The sequence below is a fragment of the Devosia sp. Root635 genome (genome assembly GCF_001427605.1).
Classification (GTDB): Bacteria; Pseudomonadota; Alphaproteobacteria; order Rhizobiales; family Devosiaceae; genus Devosia.
The window spans coordinates 254,420-278,529 of the sequence record NZ_LMGZ01000018.1 but is presented as its reverse complement, the minus strand read 5'-3'; the positions used below and the strand labels follow the sequence as shown (position 1 = coordinate 278,529).

Here is a 24,110-nt window from a genome sequence, read left to right as displayed (position 1 = left end):
GGATTCTCCTGTTCGGTTCCCCATGACTTGGCACAGGCCTGCCTTGCGGGCAACCGAGCCCTACTGTCCTCCGCCCAGCGTCAGCGCCACATTCACCGTGGCTGCCAGGATCACAGTATTGAAGAAGAAGGCAAACGTGCTGTGGGCAATGACGCGCCGCCGCATGCTGTTCGACGTCACCTTGATATCGGAGGTCGCAACGGCCGCGCCCAGCACATAGGAAAAATAGAGGAACGCCACGCCATCAGGCTCTTCGTCGCCGGGAAAGCTCAGGCCTCCGGCAACCTCGGTATCGCCAGCCGCCTCTTCGGGCGCCTCGTAATATTCGTAGGCGTAATGCAGCGCTGCCATGGTGTGGAAGGCAAACCATCCCAGCAGCACAGAGGCCACCGAGATCACCACCTCGCCGATATCGGGATAGTCACCGCCATTGAGGGCGAGGAACAGGGAAACCACGCAAACCACCACCACACCCACGGCAATGAAGAAAATGCCGCCGACCGGGGCATCTTCTTCACGCGCATGCCTGGTGAGAAATTCCGGCGTCAGCTTCGGCAGCTTCCTCGCCACCATGCCAAGGTAACACAGGAAAAACGCATTGCCGGAAATGCCGACCGCATAGGCCGGCACCAGCCAGATCGTCAGCAAAAAGGCCGCGAGCCCCACGCCACACGCCTGATAGAACAGCCTGTGCCTGTGTGACATGCGGCGCAACAACACGGAGAAGCGGTTCTTGGGCATTTGAGACTACCAGGAGACGACAGCGTAGTGTGCGCCGCCGGCCCGATAGCGTCAAACCAGCCCGTTCTGCGCGCCCGGCCCCGGCGTCGCACCCGGCGGCACCTTGCCCAGGATGATCATGCCCAGCACTTCGTCCTTGGTCACATCCCCGGTGCGGGCGCTGCCCACCACCTGGCCGTTCTTCATCACCACCACCCGATCCGCCAGGTCGAAGACGTCGTGGATATCGTGGCTGATGAGGAAAATGCCGATACCGTCGGATTTGAGCTGCTTGATGAGATCGCCCACCTGCGCCGTTTCCTGCGGCCCGAGCGCCGCGGTGGGCTCGTCCATGATCAGGATGCGGGCGTTGAACAGGATGGCGCGGGCAATGGCCACGGACTGGCGCTGGCCGCCAGAAAGCGCCTTCACCGGCTCCTTGAAGCGGCGGAAATTTGGGTTGAGCCGCCCCATCACTTCGCGGGCCTTGGATTCCATCGCCGCATCATCGAGCGTACCGATCGGCGTGGTGATCTCACGCCCCAGGAACAGGTTGGCGGCGGCATCGACATTGTCGGCCACGGCAAGCTGCTGGTAGATGGTCTCGATGCCATAGGCCTTGGCATCGCGTGGATTGTTGATCGTGGCATCCTCGCCATTGATGCGGATCGAGCCGGCATCGCGTCTGTAGGCGCCCGAGAGGATCTTGATCAGCGTCGACTTGCCGGCGCCGTTATGCCCGAGCAGGCCCACGACTTCACCCGGGAACAGGTCGATCGAGGCACGGTCCACGGCCCGGATGCCGCCGAAGGCAATGGAAATGTCGTTCATCTCGACGAGAGGTGTTCTGGCGTCCAGCATGGCAAGGACTCCCTAGTGTTTATTGCGGCGGTAGAGCGTGTCGAGCCACACCGCGAAGACGAGGACCGCACCGACGACGATGGATTGCAGCGGGCTGTCGAGCCCCATCAGCACCATGCCCGATTGCAGTGACTGCATGACCAGCGCACCCAGCAGCGCCCCGGCAATCGTGCCGACGCCCCCGGCCAGTGACGTGCCGCCGATCACCGCCGCGGCGATGACATAGAGTTCGTCCAGCGTGCCCAGCGCATTGGTCGCCGCGTTGAGACGGGCCGACGAGATAGCTGCCGCGATGGCGCAAAGCGCCCCCATCAGCATGAATATCTTGACCGTGACCCAGCGCGTATTGATGCCGGCCAGCTCCGCCGCCTCGGGATTGCCGCCCATGGCGAACACATAGCGGCCGAACCGGGTGCGGGTGGCGATGAAGGTCATCACGACGCCGACGCCGAGGGCGATCAGCACCGGAATGGCGATGCCATGAGAAATGAATAAGCCGGTTTCGGGCACCGCAATGCCGTTGGCCTCGGCATATCTTTCGGCAATGCGCACCGGCCAGGGATAGGCATTGGCCACGAGGACCGCGCCAATGACCAGCCCGCATCCGATGACGGCCAGCGCGGCCTCGGCCCAGATCGGCCGCAGCGGGAAGTTGAAGCGCAGGCGCTGCCGCCGACCCCAGTAGAGGCCAATGAGAATGGCGGCACATGCGATAACGGCGACAATCCAGCTCCACAGCGCCCCGACCGAACCATCCGGGCCACCGCCCATGAGCTGGAAGGTCGGATCCATCGGCGCCACGGTACGGCCCATCGTGACCCACCAGGCCGCGCCGCGCCACACAAGGTAGCCACCCAGCGTGACGATGAAGGCCGGCACCCGCAGATAGGCGATGATGGCGCCTTGCAGCGCCCCGATACCGACACCCACCACCAGGCCCGCCGCCAGCGACAACACCCAGATCATCGGATGCCCGAGGCCCAGGCCGAGCTGGCTGGGCAGGATACTGGTCTGCATCACGCCCATCACCATGCCGAGAACGCCCAGGATCGAGCCGACCGACAGGTCGATATTGCGGGTGACGATGATCAGCACCATCCCGGTGACCATGACCGCCACCGAGGCCGTCTGCACAGACAGGTTCCACAGGTTGCGGGGCGTCAGGAACAGGCCGCCCGAGAAGATGTTGAAACCGATCCAGATGATCGCCAGAGCCCCGATCATGCCCAGCAGGCGCGTATCGAGTTCGGTTGCCATCAGGAAGCGCTGCAGCGGATTCTGCACGAACCGGCTCGGATGGATATTGGTTGGAATGGCGTGTTGTTCTGCCAAGGTGCGTCTCCCCCGCTGGGCTGCCCCGCCATCCGGCGGTGCTGTCCTGTCACGACGATGCCGCAGCGCGAACGCCGCGGCACCGTACTTCGTCAGGATATTACGTTTGTGCCTCAGTTACACGCGGCAACCGAACCGGCGGCCACGCCGGCGCAGACCACGTCCTTGGACACCCAGCCGGCGTCGATGACGACGTTCAGGTTGTCCTTGGTGATGGCGACGGGGGCAATGAAGAACGCGTTCATGGCAACGCCCTTCGGCCCGCCATTGAACGGCACGACGCCGGTGACGGCGTCGAGCGCGGTGCCGCCGGCCAGCTCGAGGGCCACTTCAGCAGCCTTCTTGCCCAGCTCGCGAGCGTCTTTCCAGACCGAGACGGTCTGGGTGCCGAGCGCGATGCGATTGAGGGCGGCATGGTCGCCGTCCTGGCCCGAAACCGGCACCGAGCCGGCCAGACCCTGCGCAGCCAGCGCCGCGATGGCGCCGCCGGCCGTGCCGTCGTTCGAAGCGACGACGGCGTCGACTTCGTTGTTATTGGCGGTCAGGAACTGTTCCATGTTCGCCTGGGCGACTTCCGGGTTCCAGTTGTCGGTATAGGCTTCGCCGACATTCTTGATCGCGCCGGAATCGATGCCGGCCTGCAGCACTTCCATCTGGCCTTCGAACAGGAAGTCCGCGTTGGGATCGGCCGAGTTGCCCTTGATGAAGACGTAGTTGCCTTCCGGCTGGACGGCGGCGACGCCGGCAGCCTGCAGACGACCCACTTCCTTGTTGTCGAAGGTCAGGTAGAAGGCGTCCGGGTTTTCGATCAGGCGGTCGTAGCCGACCACCGGAATGCCTTCGGCAACGGCCGCGGCAACGGCGGGGCCAACAGCTTCGCTGTCCTGGGCCAGCACGATGATCGCGTCAGCGCCTTGGGCGATGAGGCTTTCGATATCCGTCAGCTGCTTGGAAGCCGACGACTGCGCGTCAGCCGAGATATAGGTTGCGCCGGCGGCATCGAGCACCGCCTTGATAGCGGCTTCGTCGGTCTTCCAGCGTTCTTCCTGGAAGTTGTTCCAGCTCACGCCGACGACAACATCGTCCTGAGCATAGCTGGCCACGCCGGCCACACCCGAAATGACGGTCGTGCACAGCAAGACCGCGAGAAACTTGTTCATGTCTGTCCTCCCTCGCGGGCAGCTCCCTGCCCGCATACGTGCCGGTGGCTTCGCCCCAGCGGGCACTCTCCACCAGCGCCCTGAGCATTAATTTCACTGCTCGAAAAAACATGTGGCATGCCGGCCTCAGGTGAGTCAACTTCAATTTCGAAACCCGAAATAAATAGAGATTGCGATATCGGCGGAGGAATGGTGTGTTGCGTCGGTGTGAGGAGTAAAGTGGTTGGCGCGGAACGTCAGCGATAGCGACAGCGTCCGGCGTCAGAACCGGGGCCTGGTGCTCGGTGCCCTGCGTATACAGGGAGCCATGTCGCGCACCGCGCTGGCGGCGAGCACCGGACTGAGCCACGCCAGCATCACCGCCATCACGCATGATCTCATCGATCAGCAAGTCATCGCCGAGCTGGAGCCCGCGGAAAAATCCGATAGCCGCGGCCGCGGCCGTCCGGCCACCCTGGTCGGCTTCAACCGCCATATCGGCGCCGCCGCCCTCTTCGAGGTCGACGTCAATCGCGCCCGCCTGTCACTGGTCGACTATGGCGGCGTGCTGGTCGACCGTATCGAATCCCCGGTCACGCCTACCACCTTCGCCAATGCGCCGCCTGCCGTCTTCCTCGCCGAGCGACTGCGCCAGCTCCAGGCTCGCAACCCGGTCGAAGCCGCGGGGCTCCGTCGTGTGGCGATCTCGGTGCAGGGCATCCTCGATCGTGACGGCGACGGGCTCAAATGGTCGCCGATCGCCCACCTGGCCAACCGGCCCTTCGCCCATGAACTGGCATCGGCCTTTGCCGTGCCAGTGGCGCTGCACAAGCGCGGACGGCTGCTTGCCGAGGGTGCGCGCTGGCTCGATCCGGCCTTGCATGATGCCAGTGTCGCCACTGTCTTCGTCGGCTCGACTGTCGCCATGGGCATGACCTTTCGCGGCCAGATCATGGGTCGCGGCGATGAAGGCGCCACTGAATTCGGCCACATGAACCACCTGCCCAATGGCGCGCTGTGCCGCTGTGGCATGCGGGGCTGTATCGAGGCCTACGCTTCCGACTACGGCGTGCTGCGCACCGCCTATTCCGTGCCCGAAACCGCCACCCCGGCTCCCGCCGTGCCAAGCCACGAATATGACGGCCTGATCGCCCGCGCCGAAGCCGGGGATCGTGCCGCCACCCATGCCTTCAATATTGCCGGACGCGCCGTCGGCTTCGGGCTCAGCCGCATGATGGCGGTCTTCGACCCCTCCCATGTGCTCATTGTCGGACCCGGCGCCCGCGCCTTCGGCCTGATGCAGGCCGAGATCAACGCCGCACTCGCCAGCGCCCTGGTCTGCCGGGTCAACGGCCCGCCCCAGGTCGTCGCCCATCGCGACGAGAAGGAGCCGGTGTTCAAGGGCCTGCTGATGAAAACCCTGAACGAGATAGACCAGTCCGATATCGCCGCGCTCGCCTGACGCATGGCAGCCAAACGGAAGGCGGATATATTGTATCGTCGTATTAATCCTATTGTATTGCCGTATGAATCGGCCCGCGGCGCGGTTAACCACCGATGGACATTCAGTCAACAAATTTGGCCATACATAGTATCGAATGGCCTCGCGCCTGCATGTCGTCTCTCAACCAGCTAGGGCAAAGCCGCTATGACTAACTTGATCGTTCCCGTGATTCTTGCCGGCGGCCAGGGAACCAGGCTGTGGCCCATATCGCGGGCCGCCCGGCCCAAGCAATTCCTGCCGCTGACGGGACCCAGGAGCCTGTTCCAGAATGCGCTGGAACGCGTCGGCGACAGCACTCGCTATACCCCTGCAGTGGTCATCACCAATTCCGACTATCGCTTCATCGTGGCCGAGCAGGCAGCCGAGCTCGGCATGGCGCTGGCCGGCATCCTGCTAGAGCCGGTGGCGCGGAACACGGCCATTGCCATCGCCGCCGCCGCCGTTTTCGCCAGTGACCAGTTTGGCGCCGATGCCGTCCTGCATGTCCTGCCCTCCGATCATGACGTTGCCGTGGACGACGGTTACCGCGTCGCCGTAGCCGAAGCCGCCAGGGCAGCCGCCACCGGCCATCTGGTGACGTTCGGAATCATGCCGACCCATCCCGAAACCGGCTTCGGCTATATCAAGGCCGGCGCCACGGTCGGCGGCGGGGCGCATCCTGTCGACCGATTCGTTGAAAAGCCGGATGCCGAACGGGCCGGGCAGATGCTGGGCGAAGGCGGCTATTTCTGGAATTCCGGCATGTTCATGATCGGCGCCGGCAGCTTCCTGCAGGAATGCGAAGCGCTGGCCCATGACACTCTGACCGCGGCGCGCGGCGCGGTATCCAACGCCAGGACCGACCTCGATTTCATTCGCCTCGACGAAGCCGCCTTTGCCGCCGCGCCCAATATCTCGGTGGACTATGCCATCTTCGAAAAGACCGGCAAGGCGGCCGTCGTCGCTGTCGACTTCGGCTGGTCGGACCTCGGCAGCTGGGACGCCGTGTGGAAGAATGCCAAGCGGGACGCGGCCCAGAACCTGACTCAGGGCGCGGTGACGCTCGATGGCGTCAGCAATTCCCTCGTGGTCAGCGACCACCCCCATGTCGCCGTCAGCGGTCTCGACGATATCGCCGTCATCGCCACCAACGATGCCGTCTATGTCGGCCGCCTCTCCGAGGCGCAGAGGGTTGGCGGCATGGTCAAGACGCTCCGGGCGGGCAAGGATACGATTGGCCTGACCGAAATCCACAAGACGGCCTATCGCCCCTGGGGCGGCTACTCTTCCGTGCTCAACGGCGAGCGCTTCCAGGTGAAGCGCCTGTTCGTCAAGCCCGGCAAGAAGCTCAGCCTGCAGAAGCACCATCACCGCGCCGAACACTGGATCGTGGTTCGCGGCACGGCCGAGGTCACTATCGACGGCGCCATCACCGTGCTCAGCGAGAACGAATCCATCTACCTGCCGCTGGGCTGCGTCCACCGGCTCGCCAATCCCGGCAAGATAGAGCTGGAGCTGATCGAAGTGCAGACCGGCTCCTATCTCGGCGAGGACGACATCATCCGCATCGAGGACGAATTCGGCCGCGCCTAAAGCATGTCTCCCGAAAGTGGCCCCCAGTTTCGAGAAAGAGCTAAAGCGCAAAGAGCGAATCTGAACGATCGCGACGCGCTTTAGCGCCGAATGATCTTAGAGTTTGAGCCAGTCGTGCAACGCGTCGGCCAGCGTCACCGGTTCCTGCTCGCCGCCATGCAGCACCAGTTCCGGCGCCTGGGGCGGCTCGAAGGGCGAGTCGATGCCAGTGAAATTCTTGATCTCGCCGGCCCGCGCCCGCTTGTAGAGGCCCTTGGGGTCGCGCGCCTCGCACACGGCGAGCGGGGTATCGACATAGACTTCGGTGAAGTCGATGTCGCCCGCAATTTCCCGCGCCAGCCGTCGTTCCTTCTCGAACGGAGAGATGAACGACACCAGCACGATCAGCCCCGCATCGGCCATCAGCCGCGCCACTTCGGCAACGCGGCGGATATTCTCGACGCGCGCCGCCTCGGTGAAGCCGAGATCCTTGTTGAGGCCATGCCGCACATTGTCGCCATCGAGAATATAGGCGTGGCGCCCTTCGGCGGTGAGGCGCTTTTCGAGCAGGTTGGCGATGGACGACTTGCCCGAACCGGACAGGCCCGTGAACCAGACGATCCGGGCCGCCTGCCCCTTCATCCGCGCGCGAACGTCGCGATTCACGTCGAAGGATTGATAGGTCAGGTTCTGCGCCCGGCGCAGGCCGAACTCGATGGTCCCGGCCCCCAGCGTCGCATTGGACAACCGGTCGACCAGGATGAAACCGCCGGTCAGCGCATTGGCCGCGTAGGGATCGAAGGCAATCGGCTTGTCGGTGGCGATGGTGACCGTCGCGACCTCGTTGAGATCGATCTTGGTGGCGGCCGTGTGCTCCAGCGTATTCACATTGGTCCGGAACTTGAGATCGGTGATCGTGGCCGGCACCAGTTGCGAGCCCACCTTGAGCAGGTAGGATCGCCCCGGAAACGCCGATTCCTCATTCATCCAGATCAGCCGCGCCTGGAACTGGTTGGAAAATTCCGGCGTCTCGCCCGGCCGTGACAGCACATCCCCGCGCGAGATATCCACTTCGCGGTCGACCACCAGCGTTACCGCCTGCCCGGCCACGGCGCGGTCCAGGTCGCCGTCCATGGTGACGATGCGCCTGACGGCCGCCGGCTGGCGCGACGAGGCGATCAACACGTCGTCACCCACCGCAATGCTGCCCGAGGCAACCGTACCGGAGAAACCCCGGAAATCGAGGTCGGGCCGGTTGACCCACTGCACCGGAAAGCGGAATTTTTCCGCCGTGCGATCCTCGCTGACGTCGATGCTTTCGAGATAGGGCACCAGCGCCGTGCCGTCATACCAGGGCGTATGGACGCTCGGCGCCAGAATGTTGTCGCCGCGCAAAGCCGACACCGGAACCGCGGCCAGTGTCTTGAAACCGAGTGGCTCGGCAAAGGCGCGGTATTCGGCGACAATGCGGTCGAATACCGCCTGGTCGTAGTCCACCAGGTCGATCTTGTTGACCACCAGCACCACATGTTTCACCCCGATCAGCGACAGGATGAAACTATGGCGGCGCGTCTGCGTGAGGACGCCCTTGCGGGCGTCGATCAGCACCAGCGCCAGGTCGGCATTGGAGGCGCCGGTCGCCATGTTGCGGGTATACTGCTCGTGGCCCGGCGTATCGGCGACGATGAACTTGCGCTTGTCGGTCGAAAAGAACCGGTAGGCCACATCGATGGTAATGCCCTGCTCGCGCTCGGCCGTGAGCCCATCCACCAGCAGCGAAAAGTCGATCCCCTCATCGCCCGTGATCCGATTGTGGCTTTCCTTGCGCAGGCTGGCCAGCTGGTCGTCGAGAATGAGTTGGCTGTCATAAAGCAGCCGCCCGATCAGTGTGGACTTGCCGTCGTCGACGCTCCCGCAGGTCAGGAAACGCAGCAGCGACTTATCGGTCTGCTGCTTGAGCCACAGGTCGATGTCGGTATCGGGGGTCGCCATCGGCAGGCTCATCAGAAATACCCTTCCTGCTTCTTCTTCTCCATGGAGCCGACGCTGTCGCTGTCGATCAGCCGCCCTTCCCGCTCCGAGGTGCGGCTGGCCTGCATTTCCATGATGATTTCCGGCAGCGTCGCCGCCGTCGAGCGGATCGCCCCGGTGAGCGGATAGTCACCCAGGGTACGGAAACGCACGACTTCCTGGCGCGGCACCTCGCCCGGTTCGAACCGGAAGCGGTCGTCGTCGACCATGATCAGCGTGCCCGAGCGATCGACCACCGGGCGCGACTTGGCATAATAGAGCGAAGGCAGCTCGATGCCCTCCGAATAGATGTAGGTCCACACATCGAGCTCGGTCCAGTTGCTGATGGGGAACACCCGCATGCTCTCGCCCGGATTGAGCCGCGTATTGAACACGCGCCACAGCTCGGGCCGCTGGTTCTTGGGGTCCCAGGCGTGGTTGGCATTGCGATGGGAGAAGACGCGCTCCTTGGCGCGCGATTTTTCCTCGTCGCGCCGGGCGCCACCGATGGCCGCGTCGTAGCGGCCCGCATTGAGCGCCTGCCGCAGGGCCTGGGTCTTCATGATATCGGTGAACCGCGACGAGCCCTGGTCGAACGGATTGATATTGTCGCGCAGCCCGTCGGGATTGGTGTGGCTGATCAGGTCGAACCCGTATTTCTCCGCCATGCTGTCGCGAAAGGCGATCATTTCGCGAAACTTCCAGGTCGTATTCACATGCAGCAGCGGGAACGGAATCCGGCTCGGAAAGAACGCCTTGCGCGCCAGATGCAGCAGGACGCTGGAATCCTTGCCGATGGAATACATCATCACCGGCCGCTCGAAACTTGCCGCCACCTCGCGCAGGATTTCGATGCTCTCGGCTTCAAGGCTTTGCAGATGCGTCAGGGCGCCGGTGGTCACTGTGTCCATGCTCCAGGCGGGTACAAATTCAGGCCCGTTGGTAGGGCCGGAGCCCGCCCCGCATCAAGCCCAAAACCGCCCGAAGCCGCGCCGCCGAAGGGCCTTTGGCATAAATATCTGTCAATCCAGCCGACGCGAACATGTCTCACCCGACACCGCGCCGGGCAGCGGCGTAAAATGCGCGACGCCGGCCCACCAAAGAAAAAAAGTTCCGCCGCACCGGGGTCGGATACCTGGAAAACATCAACCGGCAGCGCCTTGTCGCGCCCCATGGGCGATGCTACACGCAGGGCGCGCCGGTATAGCTCAGTTGGTAGAGCACCTGATTTGTAATCAGGGGGTCGCGGGTTCGAACCCTGCTGCCGGCACCAATTCCTCCAAGGCGAACGCGGACCGGTGCAACCACCTTGTGGCTTCGCCCATTCCCGCCTTGACCACATTGTGAATGTCCGCCCCTCGAACATATACGCTCAGGACACTAGGGATAGCGGGCGGAGCGCCGGAGATGGTGCGGTTGCAGGCAAAATCCTTCGCTGTGGCCATCGGTTAGTCATATTTGCAGTAATGTGCTCAGCAAGGCCCGTCCCCACTCGAAGCAAGTAAACTTTAATGGCACTAAGTCACAATCATCGCGCCGCACGAGGAAAGCCGGGCCATGGCTAGTCAGATAAACCGTTCCGCGATTTTTGCCCTCAGCCTGGGTCTGGCCATGCTCGGCGGATGGGCCGCCTATCTGGAGGCCTCGGTCTATTTCGCGCCGGGCACCACCAGCATCAGCCGTTTGCTGGCGCTTCCGGCAACCAGCAACGCCCCCGGCCTCGCCCCCTCCACCCAGACAAGCACGCTGGCCGACTGCAATCGCGCCATGCAGCACACCAATGCCTTCGAGATGCGCGCCCTGTCGCCCGAAGGCAAGGCGGCGCTGCAACAGCATTGCCGCGATATCGTCGCGGCGGCCGTGGCGGAGCGTCCGACCGACGCCTATGCCTGGGTGACTGGCGCGGTCGTCGCGGCGGCCCAGCAGAATTGGGACGAGTTCAACACCTTCCTGCGCACGGCGCAGGCAGTGGCGCCTAGCGAGCAATGGGTCGCCGAACATCGCGTCGACCTGGCCGAGACCCACTACGACCGGTTGGAGCCGGCAACGCGCAGCGGCAACGACGCCGACCTCGCCATGCTGGTGCTGAGCGATCGGGGCATTTTCTCGATCGCCCAGCGCTATCTCGACCAGGAGAGCTTCCGCGAACGCGTGACGGCGATCGTGGAACAATTACCCGTCGAACGGCAGCAAAAGTTCGTCAATTCGCTCAATCGTCGGATTACCCTCAGACAAAGCAAGTCCGCCTCATGACCCAGATAGAGATTTCCAGGGCCGGCATCGGCGAGCCCCGTGGTTCGACCGTGGGCACCGGCCAGGCCGGCGTCAATACCGTCATGTTCTGGTACCTGCTGACCATCCTGGCCGTTGCGCCGCTCCCACTCGGCAGCAATCGACCGTTCTTCTGGGGGCTGTGGGCCGTGGCGATCGGCCTGGGCGGCGTTGTCTATACGCTGATCCTGCGCCGCAAGCGCGAGCAGTTCCGCGTGCGCATGTCCGCCCTGGGGCTGCCAGTGGCGTTGTTTGTGGCTGTCTGCGCCTTTCTCTTCGTGCAGACCCTGCCCATCGCCCAGTTTCTTGGCCTGGGCGAGATCACGACCAATGGCGTGACGGTCCCGTCGAAAACCATCAGCCTGGCACCCACCGCCACCATCCTGATGCTGATCCGCCAGTTGACCTTCGGCCTGCTGTTCTTTCTGGTGCTGCAGATCAGCGTCAACGACCAGCGCCGGTCCCTGCTGCTCAAGAGCCTGCTGATCGTCGCGCTGGGCTATGCGGCCTATGGCCTCTACAACCTGACGACCGCCGACACCATTCTGGGCATGCCAAAATGGGGCTACCAGCATGTGGCGACCGGCACATTCGTCAACCGCAACAGCTTCGCCACCTATCTGGGCCTGGGCGCCGTCATCGCCCTGACGCAGATCGGTCGCATCCTGGTGCGGCAGGCCGAGCGCCACGAGGACGATGGCCGCATCCAGGGCAACGGCTCCTGGATCGTGCTCTACCTCATTGCCTATATCACCCTCCTGGCCACGCTGATGGCTACCGGATCCCGCATGGGTCTGGCGGCCACGCTGGCGGGGTCCGTGGTGGTCGCCCTGCTCACCGCCTGGGGCATGCGGCGGCTCAAGGCCGTACTCTATGCGGTGCCCGCCATCGCCGTGGTGCTGGCCGCCGGCTTCGTCACCTATGGCAACCGGCTGGTCGATCGCCTCGGCGCGGTCGATTCCGATGTCGAGATTCGTGGCGCCCTTTATGCCCAGGTCATCGACCTGATCAGCCTGCGGCCACTGACCGGCTTCGGCGGCGGGGCGTTCGAGCAGGCCTTCCCGCTGGTTCATCAGGCGCCGGTCAGCTTCGATCTCGTCTGGCAGAAGGCCCACAGCACCTACCTTTCGCTCTGGGCGGAGCTGGGCCTGGTCGTCGGCTCGCTTCCGCTTCTCGCCGTGGCGCTGCTGGCCTGGCGCATGCTGGCCTCGCTCCGCGCCGGACGCGGCTCCTGGTCCAGCCAGACGGTTGCACTGGCCGCCATCACCGTCTGCGGCGTTCACTCCCTGCTCGATTTCAGTCTCGAGATCGAAGCTGTAGCCTTTACCTTCGTGGCATTGCTGGCTGCCGGCACGGCAACCGTCCGGCCGAAAGGGTCGAGGGAGGCTGGCACCATCTGATGCTGTTCAATCCCTTCAGGCGCCCTGCCCCCCGGAGCGCCCGCAGCCATCTCAGCGCCGCCGATTGGCCCGAGGTGGTCTACGCGATCGGCGACGTGCATGGCTGCCTTGACGAATTGCGCAACCTGGAACGCAATATCGCCACCGACGCCGCCGGCATCGCCGGAGAGAAATGGATCGTGATGCTGGGGGATTATGTCGACCGCGGCAACCACTCCGCCGGTGTGCTCGACCGCCTCACCACGACCCCGCCCACGGGATTCAGGCGCATCTGCCTCGCCGGCAACCACGAAACGATGATGCTGCGCTTTCTCGAAACACCTGCTCCCAATGATGACTGGCTGAAGTTCGGGGGCTTGGAGACGCTTTCTTCCTATGGCATTTCCATGTCCGCAGTTACCCGCGCCGGACGCAAGGAACTCAAAGCAATCGTCGATAGCCATATCCCGCAGGAGCACGTTGCTTTTTTGCAGGATTTGCCGCTAACACTGTCATTGCCTGGTGTGGTGTTTGTTCATGCCGGGCTGCGGCCCGGCATTGACTCGGTTGAACGCCAAAGTGAGGATGACCTGCTCTGGATACGAGACGAATTCTTCAACGCGCCACCGGTCCAGGATCGCATGGTTGTCCACGGCCATACACCCGCAGCGGAGGCAGTCTGTCTGCCTGGGCGCATCTGTGTCGATACCGGCGCCTTTGCCACTGGCAGGCTGACCGCGGCGCGGCTTCGTCCGCAAGAGCCCGTCCTGCTTCTCACCAATTGACACGCCGCCCGAGGCATCGCCACCCTGCCGGCTCGCCACAGCCGGCCCGTTACCAGCACGTCTAGCCCAGGATTCGCCACATGGACGAGAACGAACTTAATCTCCGGGCAATCTTCGGACTGCTGCGCCGCCAGTTCCGGCTGATTGTCGTGACCGTGGTCGCTGTCGTCGCGCTGGCCACGCTGGTCGCCTTCACGCTGACGCCGACCTTCACCTCTTCGGCGCTGATTCTGGTCGATCCAAGCAACAAGAATCTGCTCGCGCCCGAAGCGCAGATGAACAGTTCCGCCGCCGACAGTGCCCGTATCGACAGCGAGGTCGAACTTGCCCGCTCGGACAATGTGCTGCTCCGCGCCATTCGCGACGAGAACCTGGTCACCGATCCGGAATTCGGCGTATCGATCGGCCTGTGGCCGCGCGTCCTGACCTTCCTGCGCCTCAGTACGCCCGCGCCGCCTTCGGGCGAGCAGGCGGTGAACCAGGCCCTGTCCCAGCTGCGCTCCGCCGTCAGCGTGCAGCGCCGCGGACTCACCTATCTCATCTCCGTGCAGGTGCGATCCGAGCAGGCCGAAAAGGCCGCCAGGATCACCAATGCCATCGCCGAGTCCTACATCGCCGACCAACTGGCCTCCAAGGTGGACAGCGTCCTGGCTTCCTACAACGTCCTGCAGGCCCGCATCGGGCAGGCCCGCGAGGCTATCGTCAGTTCGGAAGGCCAGTTCGATAGCTTCGTATCCGACAACATGCAGCGCATCATAGAGGACAGCGGCCGTACCGACCTGGCACAGATGCAGCAGCAGATGTCGCAGCTCCAGGCGGCGCGCGATCAGTCGCAGCGCTCGGCCGAGGCCGTAACGACCTATCTGGCGAACGAGGACTGGAGTTCCATCGTCTCGACCCTCCAATCCTCCGCGCTCGACGAGTTGGATCGGCAGCGCCAGGATCTGGCCGACCAATTGAGCCAGGCTGGCTCCGACACGCCGACCGCCGTGAACCTGCGCGACGAACTGGCGGCCATCGAGAACCGGCTGCGCGAGACGGCCACCAGCGAGGTCAGCGATCTGCGCGAGTCGGTCACCCAGAACCAGACCCAGGAAGACACGCTGCGGCAGCGCCTGCGCCAGGAGGTGCTGGGCAGCTCCCTGTCGGCCGATGTTCTCACCCGCCTCTACGAGTTGCAGCAGGGCGCGGAACTGGCCCGCACCCAATACCAGACGCTGCTGGCGCGCTCCCAGGATCTCGAAGCCCAGGCCGACCTGCAGCTCGCCGACAGCCGCATCGTCTCCCCGGCCCTGCCGCCGGAACGCCCGTCCTTCCCCAATAAACCGCTCATCGTCATGCTGGCCGCCTTGGCCGGCCTGGGCCTCGGCGGCGGGCTTGCCTTCCTGCGCGAAAACCTGATCGGCGGTTTCACCACCGAAGAACAGGTGGAATCGGTATTGCACCAGCAGGTGGCGGCATCGGTCCCGCGCGAACGGGCCAAGTCCGAACGCGAAAGCCTCGCCAATATGATGGTGACCGCACCTTTGTCGCTCTTTGCCGAGTCGATCCGGCGCATCCGCGCCGTTCTGGATCAGGATTTGTACGGGCCCGACGAGGAGAATACCGGCAGCCGCGTCATCCTGGTGACGTCGACCGCGCCCAACGAAGGCAAGACCACTGCGGCCCTGGCCCTGGCACGATCCTATTCGCTGGCCGGCTACAGCACCTTGCTGATCGACTGCGACCTGCGCAAGCCGAGCATCCACCGCCACCTCAATCTCGAATCCTCCCAGGGCCTGCTCGACTTTCTCACCGACGAGGCCATGCGCGATGTCGGTGTGCAGAACATCGTCAGCAAGGACAATCTGACCGAGATGACGCTCATCGTCGGCTCGCGTCGCAGCGACCTGCCCACCGACCAGTTGCTGGCGGGCCCGGCCTTTGGCCGGCTGATTGCCGCCGCCCGCAATTCCTTCGCCGTCATCGTGCTCGATAGCCCGCCCCTCGCCCCGGTGGTCGACGGGCGCTATATCGCGCGTTTCGCCGACGCGGTCGTGTTCGTGCTGCGCTGGGCCACCACCGCACAGACCGACGCGCGCCGCGCGCTCGCCAATCTCGACGAAGCCACGCGCAAGCAAGCCAAGACGGTGGTCGTGCTCAATCAGGTCGACATTTCGCGCAGCGGCTACGAGCGCAAATATGGCGGCTACTACGCCCAGGACAACTGAAGGTTCTAGCCCTGTCCGCCCGGCTCGGGCGCATCTGCCGCTTGCCCGGCGGCTTGTTCGGCCTCATCGAGCTTGCCGAGGATGTCGTCGAACACCGCCACCGAGCGGGCGATTTCGCGCACGCGCAACTCGGCCGCTGCCGCTTCCTTGGACGCGGCACTGATCTCGCTCTCATCCTCGGGAGAACGCGTGCCGTATTCTCCCGACGTGTCCATGATGGCGACGGCCCGATCATACCATTCGGCGATGCGCAGGCGCAGCCCCTCGCGCTCCCGTTCCGCCGAGTTCCGCGCCGCCAGCACCGCGTCGCGGACGCTTTGCATGCGCGCCCGGTCGCCCTGCTGGTCTCGTTGCTGCGCGCGGGTCCGAAACCTGATTCCCAAGACCATGACGGCTCCATCGGCTGATTCCCGCCGAATATCGGCCATGCGCCCCCGGCGGGCAACCGCCAATCGCGTGGCGGCACTGGCGCCCGTTGACTGTGTCCGCGTTTAGTCCGACCTTCTCTGGGAAGATGCTCCGGAGGACGGCACCATGCGCGCATTACTACCTATCCTGGCCGCCATTGCTTGCTGTGCCGGTCCGGCGCTGGCGCAATCGCCCGCCGAGCAGGCCCTGGCTGCGGCGGCAACACCGGGGGAGCGCGCCACCCTGCTGGCGGAAATCTTCGCCGACGACCCGAACAGCTTCGTTCATGTCCTGCAAGGCGAGCTGCGCCAGCGCGGGTTTCGCTCCGCCGCGCCCAATGGCCAATTCACCATCGCCACCATTCGCGAGCTGAACGCCTTCTGCGCCGAAGCCGGCATTGCCAAAATCTGCGCACTCGGGCCGCTGACCCCTACCGGCGTCGCAGCCCTTGCCGAGGCCCTTTATGCGAGCATGCCGGCGGTCGCCGAACCCGCGCCGCCGCCCCCTGCCCCGCGGCCCGAACCACCAGCCGACGATGACGACGGCAGCGAGCCCGGCTTCGCCTTCGGTCCGGTCGCCGTAGAGGCCGACCGCTCGGTATGGACATGGAACGGCATGGAACTCGCCGGCTCGCCCGCCATCGCCACCAGCCCGGTCGATCTGCGCCGCACTGGCATCTACGATCCGGTCGCCTTGCAATGGCTGCTGGGCCCGGCCAACTACGCGCCCGAGGCCGACGGCACCTATAGCCTCGATTTCACCACCCCGGTTGCCGGTGGCCCGGTCCGCCTTTATCCTCTCCGCGGCCGCGACAATCGGCGCTGGCTCTATACCGTGGTCGAAGGCCTCGAGGCGGGCGCCGACTACACCGTCCATTGGCATGTCGCCATCGACGGAGATGCCTATACGGTCACCGACCTGACCGTCGTCGCGCGCTGACGGCCCACTTATCCCCCCGCTTTTGCCCCGATGTTACGCTGATGCGTGAACATAAGGGGGATACCAATGACCGATAGATACCAAGGCCACGCCACCAGCATCCAGGGACCGGCCGCCCACGGCTTCGCCATCGTGCCGAGCGACGCCGCCGACCTTGCCGAGGTGACACGGGCCATCTATGTCGGTGGCGCCGGCGATGTGGCGGCACGATTGCTGAGCGGCGCCGACGTTACCTTCACCGCCGTTCCGGCCGGCAGCGTCCTGCCGATCCGCGCCATCCGCATCGGCACCGCCAGCACCGCCACCAATCTGGTGGGGCTGAGCTGATGCCGATGACCGGATCGGGCCTCGGCCTCGACATCACCCTGGGCTCCCGCCCGGCCTATGAGCCGGAAGCCCTGGCCCTTTTCGCCCGCATGGCTGCCCCGCCCGACGCCCGCCGCAAGGGCCTGATCAACACGCTGATCGCCGGCCTCAAGCAGGCCGGCGTCTGGTCGCGGCTCGACGCCTTCTACATGCTGGCCGCCCACACCGCCCAGGCGGCACGCCTCAACTGGGTGGCCGATGCCTACAATCTGACGCCGGTCAACGGCCCCGCCTTCGAAGTGGACCGCGGCTATACCGGCAACGGCTTCAACGCCTATCTCGATACCGGCTTCAATCCCGCCACCGCCGGCGGCAAGTTCACCCTCAACGACGCCCACCTCGGCGTCTGGTGCCTCACCAACGTTGCCGAAGACAAAAACGACATCGGCAACCTCAACGCCCGCATCTTCGCCCGCACCGCCGCAAGCGCCATATCGGGCCGAATGAACGACGGCATTGCCCCCACCATTTTGCCAGCGGCCGCAACGTCGGTTGGACACACAATTTTCGCGCGCAACAGTGCTGTCAGCTATCGCATCCATAAGGACGGCATAAACCAAGCCACCCCTCCGAACGGTTCAGCAACGGTAGCGTCGTCAAACTTCTGGGTGGCAGGCGCCAACGGCGGCAACCACTGCACAAAACAGATAGCAGCTTCTCACTTTGGGTCGTGCCTCGACGGTGCGAATGTGGTTCAAACTACGTCAGCCCTTCGGTCATATCTGACTTCGGTGGGCGCTCCGTGATCGCACGAGGTACAAATGTTCCGTTGGTTTCGCGCCCCCCTTATAGACAGTATGGATCCTAAGCGAGACATAGTCGGGATACAGTATCTTAGAGGCATCGCTGCTACTGCGGTAGTAGTTAATCACGTAGCTGCAATTGCCGCCTTGGATAAATATTTCGCAAAAGAAATACTTGGAGGATACCTATACAGCGGGTCAGTCGGAGTGGATCTGTTTTTTGTTATTAGCGGATTTATTATTTCCGTAATCAGTTTGAATAAAAGCAATGCTCCGAAGATTTCGATGGGAGCTTTTTTTCAAAAGAGATTTGCTCGCATAATTCCTTTGCTTTGGGTTGCGATCCTGGCATATGCGGCACTCAAGCTGCTGGGCCGGGGGGATTTCGATCCACTTCCCATGCTGCGAGCGCTCACACTTTTCCCCATTGGTGAACTCGAGCCCAACGTGGTGTGGACCTTGCGCCATGAGGCGCTCTTTTACACCTTGTTCGCTGTGACATTTTTAGGGTCGAGACGCAGGGCTTGGATAATCGTGGCTTGGATAGTTGCACCCATTGTCGCGTGGCCCTTGGTAGGCGAAGTAGGCCGGGGGAACGAAGCTTGGGGCATGAGTCTGGTCAACTTCATAACCCATCCCGTCAACATACTGTTTGGGATGGGGCTGGCCCTCGGCTTGTTTTGGAATTTCCGTCCATCCGGTCAAATCAAGCTACAGGGTGGTGTGCTTTTCGCGATTTTGTTAGGCGGATTTGCCATTCTGACGCTGGCCGTCTACTTCTGGCAACTGAGTTTCAACTCAGTACCGGGCGTCTTGGTGACCGGCTCGATCAGCGTAATTCTGATGTTCTGCTCAATAAAATCAAAAATTGAGGTTGGAACAGTAAGCCGTGTGGGCATGCTTCTTGGGAGCGCGTCCTACTCCATATACCTTTTTCACCTGCATTTTGTTTCGGCAATACTGGGCATTTGGGCGTCATTATTCCCTGAAAGTCCGATGTGGATAGTGATCCTGATGACCTCGCTGGCTGCTGTGCTTCTTTGCATCGCGGTACATCTCGTCGTGGAAAAGCCACTGGTAGCGATGGCACAGCACACCCTGGCCCGGAGGGCTAAACCGGCCTAGCGTTTGCTGGTCTATTTTGTCTTGCCTCTCGAACGGTCCGGCGACGCTGGGTTCTCAAAGCGAGGGACACAAGCAAAAATGCGAGCAAGGCGGAAATCTCTGGCCAGCGCATTGCGCTTCGCAGAGGGTATTGCGTCGTCAGCAGCACGCCGTAATAGAGCAAGACATTCGCTAGACCGGCAAGCAGAGGCGTAAGCTGCCCAGCACGCCGGAACATGTCGACTTTGTCATTCCATCGCACGGTAACAACCATCAACAGAACAAACAAAATATACCAACCAACACCCATCCAATAGAGTTCAGAAAAGACGTTGAATGGGCCGTATATGTTGATCCACTGCGTGTACTGACGCCAGTCGTCAAATCCATCGATTGATGACGGCAATGGAGAAAATGACAAAACGTTAAAATTAAGCGGAAAAGTTACGTCGACCTTTCCTTGCGCTTCAGAAACATTCAATCCAGCGCCAAATATATTGCCGATCGAGTCGACGATAAAGCCTGAGTTTACAGATGTTCCATCGAACATCGAGGACACCAGCGCGTCGACACCGAGCACGTTGTCTTCCCGCACCACGCGCAGCGAGCCATAAAGGGGCACCATGGACAGGATTATCAACGCCAGCAGCGGCCAGCGGAAACGTGTCCTGAATGCGAGTATGACAGCCGGAATGGCAAGCTGGAGGATGAGCCAGCGGGAGATGCTCGCGGCCTGAAATGCCACGATATAGAAATACGGAAACAGTGCCATGAATGCCGTATAAAGCGACTTCCGCCCGGAGGTAGCAATGATCACGCCCAATAGAATTCCCACGGCGCCCATATTGCCGTGAAAAAATGCGACAAGATCATTGGTGATATTCAAGTTCGCGGGGTCACGAAACTGCAGATATATCGTGTATTCGCCGAGAAACGCTAGATTTGTCGTTATCGCGTGAAAGATCGTCAGGATAAAACAAGCCAGAACAAAAATCAGCACGGGCTGGTTTGCGCTCATGGAGGGTTGCCCCCCGGCGCCATCAAGCTGTTTCGGCCTATCGACTGCACCCAGGATATACGGTGCGCAAATGGCAACCAGCAGTCCCCCCACCGTCAGCAGAAACGGATACTCATCCCCCAGGTAAATTCTCTTATACTTATAGCTGTGCTCGATGTGGATCAGGTCGGCCAGTTGGAGGAACTGGATCAGGTAGAATGACAGGATATTGACCGCCAGAATCGAGGCAACCACGATTCCGGGCAACAGCCGGCGCTGGCGCAGGACGGCTGCGAGCCAGATCAGCAGAATGACAACGGCCAGCACATAGTTCATCTGGGCTCTCGGGCTCTTTTACCGGAACGGCTGGTCTAGCACAGGATAGCCACCGTTTGGTTTACGCGTCGCCGCCGCGCCGGCGCACTAGCATCACATATCCGGTAAGCGCCAGGCAAAGCACGAATTCGGCCGCGACATTGGCCTGCGCCAGCACTTCCCCGCCATGCTGCACGGCCCAGAGCGCGAGCCCCACATAGACGATGGCGGCGCCGGCGATGATAGCCGAGAAGGCACGCTCCATGCCCAGGGGAATCATCCACTGCGTACCCACGCTGAATTGGTACATGTTGAGCGGCGCCACCCAGATCAGCAGTGCCAGCACGGGCGCCGCCGCCTCATAGCCATCCCCCAGGATGATCGCGACGATGAGTTCGCTGTTGAACGTGACCACGATGGCCGCGACCGTCATCATCGCCACCGACAAGCACGTGATTGTCAGGAACATCCGGCGAGCGGCCGCGCGGTCGGTTTCCACCAATTGGGACAGCCGCGGGAAAAAGGCGATCGTGAACGACGTGGCCAGGTTGATGCCCGCGCGCACCAGCCGGTCGGACGAGGCATATTGCGCCAGAACGGCCGGCGTTGCGAGAATACCCACCACCGTTACGCCGCCCAGGCTGTAGACCATCTTGGAAATCTTGAACGCGAAAATGCCGCCGCCCTCGCGCAGCGTTTCGAATCCGGCGCGCATATCCAGCGGCAGGTGCCGTATGCTGGGCAGGATGATCCACAGGCACCAGACCAGTGGAATGAGGCTGCCCAGCGCATAGCCGAACATGATCCCCTCGCCGCTGCGGGTGAAGATCGCCGCCAGGACCGAAACCACGGCCCCCGCCGCCCTGCCCAATATGGAAACCGTGGTGAACCCGGCCAATTCCTCACGCGCATAGAAATACCAGCGTGGCGTATAGCCCGCCATGGCCCCATAGGCCCAGGCCAGCAGCAGGATCAGCGGCGACTGTGCAAACCCTTCCACCAGAAACAGGAAGGCCAGGGAGCCCACGAGGCACAGCAGCACCAGCACATTCTGCCCGAACAGTGTGTCCCGGACGATGAGCTTCCAGCCGTCCTCCGACCAGTCGGCCCGTGCGAGGCGCCGCGTGGCGCTGAAATCATAGCCGAACTCGACGACCTGGACGATCCACAGGCCCAGCGCCTGCGCCAGCAGCGTCAGGCCGAACGTGGCCGGGTCCAGCACGCGGGCGAAGATCGGCACCATGGCCAGCGGTATGATGATATTGACCATCCGCGCCAGATAGATGGCCAGCAGGTTGCCGGCCAGCCTGCTTCCGGCCATGCGCCTTATCCTGGTCAGCATGTTCATCCTATCGGCAGCGCCGGTAGGTCGGGCGGCGTCCGCATCGACTCGGTTGTGCGCCACGCCGTGGCGAAAGCGGCCGGATCGTCGATCCACGTACCAACACGCCCCGCCGCGCGCTGCACGAAGTCGTCAGCGTCGGGAACGACGAGATCCCGGTCGGCGATCTGCTCACAGATGCACCCCCGATCGCTGGCGATCACCAGGGTTCCGGCGCGCGCGGCTTCAAAGATCACCAGCGGCTCGGCCTCGTTCTTGTAGCGCGTCGGAAACAGCAGCACATCGACCTGTTCGAAGAACTTCGCCTTGTCCGCCCCATAGACCGGCCCGAGATATTGCCGGTTCTTCGTATTCTTTGCCACGAACTGCTCGACCAGCCCCCGCACCGCTTCACTGGCGGCGGGGCCGGCGATCAGAACCTTGAGATCGGGATAGCGATCGGCCAGTTGCTCGGCGGTCGCCAGGAACGTGTCGATGCCCTTGTCGGTCGTGATGTTGCTCAGGTAGCCGATCGTTCGCAGCGCCAGGCGTTCGGGGCGGCTGGCAGCGGCACCCACCAGTGCGGCGTTGGACTGCACCACCACCTCGAACCCGCCGCCATAGCGGCTCTGCATCAGCTCGCCCATGCGCCCGCACAGCACGATGTGCCGCACACCATGCCGCGCGATCCGGAAGAACAGCCGGCTGACCAGGGACGTTTCGTTGAGATAGCTGAACACGTGATGGTGCATGACTACTTGCCGGCCCATGATGCGCAGCATCGCCAGCATGATCAGGCTGCCGATCAGCCCATTCCCGGAATCGGGCGTCATGTAGACATAGTCCCCGTTGCGGGCCCGCAGGGCGGCCTGCATTGCGCCGGCAATCAGCCGGACATGCTTGGTCGCCGACCAGCGGCGATTTGATATCCCCTCCGGCCGATTGATGCGGTACCCGACGACCGGATATTTCTCGGCCAGACGTATGGCCATTGCGGCGGAAACATTGGTCATGCCGGTGACTGGCGGCGGCGTGACGCAGACGAAATGGATCGCCGGCGATCGGGTCATCAGCTCAACTTGTCCTTCAGCCACGCCACCTCATCCATCCGCTCCTGTTCCAGCCAGTCCATGTCGAGCCTGACCGGCCGCGCGCGAATATCCGTCGCGCCGACGCGCGCAAACAGCGCCTGGCGAGGCGACGGGGTAAACAGCATGGCCTCGCGACCATAGGCCAACGCCGCCACGCAGGCATGAACGCGGTCGGCCAGCACGAATTCGGAATTGGCGTAGATGTTGAAATAGGTCCAGGGCTCGTCCGAGGCGACGGCGTTGGGATGCTGGTAAATCTTGCGAGTCATATGCGGATTGACCCGGTGCTCGGGCCGCATGACCATCAGTCCATCCACCTCGGTCGGCAGCTTGCGCCGGTCGAGCAGGTGCCCCAGATAGGCCACAGCCTTGCCCTTGTGCGAGAGATAGTCCTGCAGCTTGGGAACGTGCAGGTTCCACCACTTGCCGCGATGCTCGAATGCATGCGTCGCCGCCGTGTCGCGCGTCGACGCCAGCTTGATATCGGGTTCGGGGAAGCGGTCGAAATTGAGCGCCAGGTAGCGGTCGACGGCAAAGTCGAATGGCTTATACGCCTTGGGCACGAAAAAGGCGCTGTCCATGCCGTCATAGAGCGGAATATCGGTCTCCCAGCTCTTGAGCACTTCGTAGGAACGGCTGTCGCGTGTGCTGATAACGGCAGGCTTGAACTCGGCCAGGAATGCCTTGACCGCCGTAAACTCGGCCTCGGTATATTTGAAGAAGGCGGCGCCGAGCAGAATGATCTTGGTGCCGCGCGCGGTGAGAGCTTCCAGCGTCGGCCGCCACAGCTTTTCCAGCGACACCGTCATCAGCGGGCCCTGCATGACGATGTAGTCGACATCGAGGAAGCGCAGCAGCTCGATGTCGTTGTGTGGATTGCCGGTTTCCTGCTTGTGGAAGGTGCGGTAGCCGGGCTGGTCCTGGATGAAGGCGACATTATCCTCGCCGAAGATTTGGCGCAAAATCCAGTGGCCGCCGACATTGAAAAAGGCGTTGCCGATATTCTGGCCCCAGAAGCCGGACACGAGCGCGACGCGCGGTGCAGAAGACATATGTATGAATAC

21 protein-coding genes and 1 tRNA gene are annotated in these 24,110 nt (G+C 63.0%); 11 read left to right on the top strand and 11 right to left on the bottom strand.

What is annotated here, in order from left to right:
* Window positions 1–60 precede the first annotated feature (60 nt).
* The 4 genes from ASD80_RS10655 to xylF form a co-directional block, all read right to left on the bottom strand.
* The gene (locus tag ASD80_RS10655) at window positions 61–741 is read right to left on the bottom strand and encodes a DUF1345 domain-containing protein (RefSeq protein ID WP_082555205.1); all 681 of its coding nucleotides are present in this window, start codon (window positions 739–741) and stop codon (window positions 61–63) included.
* Between the two features lie 51 nt (window positions 742–792).
* Window positions 793–1,581: an ATP-binding cassette domain-containing protein gene (locus ASD80_RS10650; RefSeq protein WP_056232542.1), complete on the bottom strand. Its 789-nt coding sequence runs from the start codon at window positions 1,579–1,581 to the stop codon at window positions 793–795.
* A gap of 12 nt (window positions 1,582–1,593) precedes the next feature.
* Window positions 1,594–2,913 (bottom strand): sugar ABC transporter permease, encoded by a 1,320-nt coding sequence (locus ASD80_RS10645; protein WP_056232540.1) that lies wholly within the window; start codon window positions 2,911–2,913, stop codon window positions 1,594–1,596.
* 113 nt (window positions 2,914–3,026) lie between these two features.
* Window positions 3,027–4,073 carry a D-xylose ABC transporter substrate-binding protein gene (xylF, locus tag ASD80_RS10640; RefSeq protein WP_056232537.1) on the bottom strand — a complete coding sequence of 349 codons (1,047 nt, stop codon included), beginning with the start codon at window positions 4,071–4,073 and terminating at the stop codon, window positions 3,027–3,029.
* 223 nt (window positions 4,074–4,296) lie between these two features.
* Here xylF and ASD80_RS10635 point away from each other — a divergent pair, with 223 nt between their 5' ends.
* Window positions 4,297–5,514: an ROK family protein gene (locus ASD80_RS10635; protein ID WP_056232535.1), complete on the top strand. Its 1,218-nt coding sequence runs from the start codon at window positions 4,297–4,299 to the stop codon at window positions 5,512–5,514.
* Between the two features lie 186 nt (window positions 5,515–5,700).
* Entirely contained in the window at window positions 5,701–7,128 is a 1,428-nt protein-coding gene (locus tag ASD80_RS10630; RefSeq protein ID WP_056232533.1) for a mannose-1-phosphate guanylyltransferase/mannose-6-phosphate isomerase, read from the top strand.
* A gap of 96 nt (window positions 7,129–7,224) precedes the next feature.
* On the opposite strand, the gene cysN is transcribed toward ASD80_RS10630, so the two are convergent.
* Window positions 7,225–9,111 carry a sulfate adenylyltransferase subunit CysN gene (gene cysN, locus ASD80_RS10625; protein ID WP_156460408.1) on the bottom strand — a complete coding sequence of 629 codons (1,887 nt, stop codon included), beginning with the start codon at window positions 9,109–9,111 and terminating at the stop codon, window positions 7,225–7,227.
* Entirely contained in the window at window positions 9,111–10,019 is a 909-nt protein-coding gene (gene cysD / locus ASD80_RS10620; RefSeq protein WP_413813371.1) for a sulfate adenylyltransferase subunit CysD, read from the bottom strand. Before cysD ends, cysN begins: the two co-directional genes overlap by 1 nt.
* A gap of 295 nt (window positions 10,020–10,314) precedes the next feature.
* Here cysD and ASD80_RS10615 point away from each other — a divergent pair.
* The 5 genes from ASD80_RS10615 to ASD80_RS10595 all read left to right on the top strand — a co-directional run bounded on the left by ASD80_RS10615 (window position 10,315) and on the right by ASD80_RS10595 (window position 15,762).
* Window positions 10,315–10,390, top strand: a tRNA-Thr gene (locus tag ASD80_RS10615).
* 284 nt (window positions 10,391–10,674) lie between these two features.
* Window positions 10,675–11,370, top strand: a complete 696-nt coding sequence (locus ASD80_RS18915) for a hypothetical protein (RefSeq protein ID WP_056232529.1) — start codon at window positions 10,675–10,677, stop codon at window positions 11,368–11,370.
* Entirely contained in the window at window positions 11,367–12,788 is a 1,422-nt protein-coding gene (locus ASD80_RS10605) for an O-antigen ligase family protein (RefSeq protein WP_056232528.1), read from the top strand. Before ASD80_RS18915 ends, ASD80_RS10605 begins: the two co-directional genes overlap by 4 nt.
* Window positions 12,788–13,552: a metallophosphoesterase family protein gene (locus tag ASD80_RS10600; protein WP_056232526.1), complete on the top strand. Its 765-nt coding sequence runs from the start codon at window positions 12,788–12,790 to the stop codon at window positions 13,550–13,552. Before ASD80_RS10605 ends, ASD80_RS10600 begins: the two co-directional genes overlap by 1 nt.
* Window positions 13,553–13,632: 80 nt before the next feature.
* Entirely contained in the window at window positions 13,633–15,762 is a 2,130-nt protein-coding gene (locus tag ASD80_RS10595; protein WP_056232524.1) for a Wzz/FepE/Etk N-terminal domain-containing protein, read from the top strand.
* 5 nt (window positions 15,763–15,767) lie between these two features.
* Here the strand turns inward: ASD80_RS10595 and ASD80_RS10590 are convergent, their stop codons facing one another.
* Window positions 15,768–16,151: a hypothetical protein gene (locus ASD80_RS10590; protein ID WP_156460407.1), complete on the bottom strand. Its 384-nt coding sequence runs from the start codon at window positions 16,149–16,151 to the stop codon at window positions 15,768–15,770.
* Window positions 16,152–16,296: 145 nt separating this feature from the next.
* On the opposite strand from ASD80_RS10590, the gene ASD80_RS10585 reads away from it, so the two are divergent.
* From ASD80_RS10585 to ASD80_RS10570, 4 genes are all read left to right on the top strand, one after another.
* On the top strand, window positions 16,297–17,109 hold the full coding sequence (locus ASD80_RS10585) for a hypothetical protein (protein WP_056232519.1): 813 nt from the start codon (window positions 16,297–16,299) through the stop codon (window positions 17,107–17,109).
* A gap of 66 nt (window positions 17,110–17,175) precedes the next feature.
* A complete protein-coding gene (locus tag ASD80_RS10580) occupies window positions 17,176–17,436 on the top strand; it encodes a spike base protein, RCAP_Rcc01079 family (RefSeq protein WP_056232517.1) in 261 nt (86 codons plus the stop codon).
* Window positions 17,436–18,221 carry a hypothetical protein gene (locus tag ASD80_RS10575; RefSeq protein ID WP_056232515.1) on the top strand — a complete coding sequence of 262 codons (786 nt, stop codon included), beginning with the start codon at window positions 17,436–17,438 and terminating at the stop codon, window positions 18,219–18,221. The genes ASD80_RS10580 and ASD80_RS10575 overlap by 1 nt, the downstream gene beginning before the upstream one ends.
* A gap of 15 nt (window positions 18,222–18,236) precedes the next feature.
* Window positions 18,237–19,343 (top strand): acyltransferase family protein, encoded by a 1,107-nt coding sequence (locus ASD80_RS10570; protein WP_082555202.1) that lies wholly within the window; start codon window positions 18,237–18,239, stop codon window positions 19,341–19,343.
* Here the strand turns inward: ASD80_RS10570 and ASD80_RS10565 are convergent.
* From ASD80_RS10565 to ASD80_RS10550, 4 genes are all read right to left on the bottom strand, one after another.
* On the bottom strand, window positions 19,330–20,655 hold the full coding sequence (locus ASD80_RS10565) for a hypothetical protein (RefSeq protein WP_056232510.1): 1,326 nt from the start codon (window positions 20,653–20,655) through the stop codon (window positions 19,330–19,332). The genes ASD80_RS10570 and ASD80_RS10565 overlap by 14 nt on opposite strands.
* Before the next feature lie 61 nt (window positions 20,656–20,716).
* Complete coding sequence (locus tag ASD80_RS10560; RefSeq protein ID WP_056232508.1) at window positions 20,717–21,955, bottom strand: oligosaccharide flippase family protein; 1,239 nt, start codon at window positions 21,953–21,955, stop codon at window positions 20,717–20,719.
* Window positions 21,956–21,978: 23 nt separating this feature from the next.
* Window positions 21,979–23,025: a glycosyltransferase family 4 protein gene (locus ASD80_RS10555; protein WP_056232506.1), complete on the bottom strand. Its 1,047-nt coding sequence runs from the start codon at window positions 23,023–23,025 to the stop codon at window positions 21,979–21,981.
* Window positions 23,025–24,098, bottom strand: coding sequence for a polysaccharide pyruvyl transferase family protein (locus tag ASD80_RS10550; protein WP_056232504.1), 1,074 nt, complete (start codon window positions 24,096–24,098; stop codon window positions 23,025–23,027). Before ASD80_RS10550 ends, ASD80_RS10555 begins: the two co-directional genes overlap by 1 nt.
* Window positions 24,099–24,110: the final 12 nt, after the last annotated feature.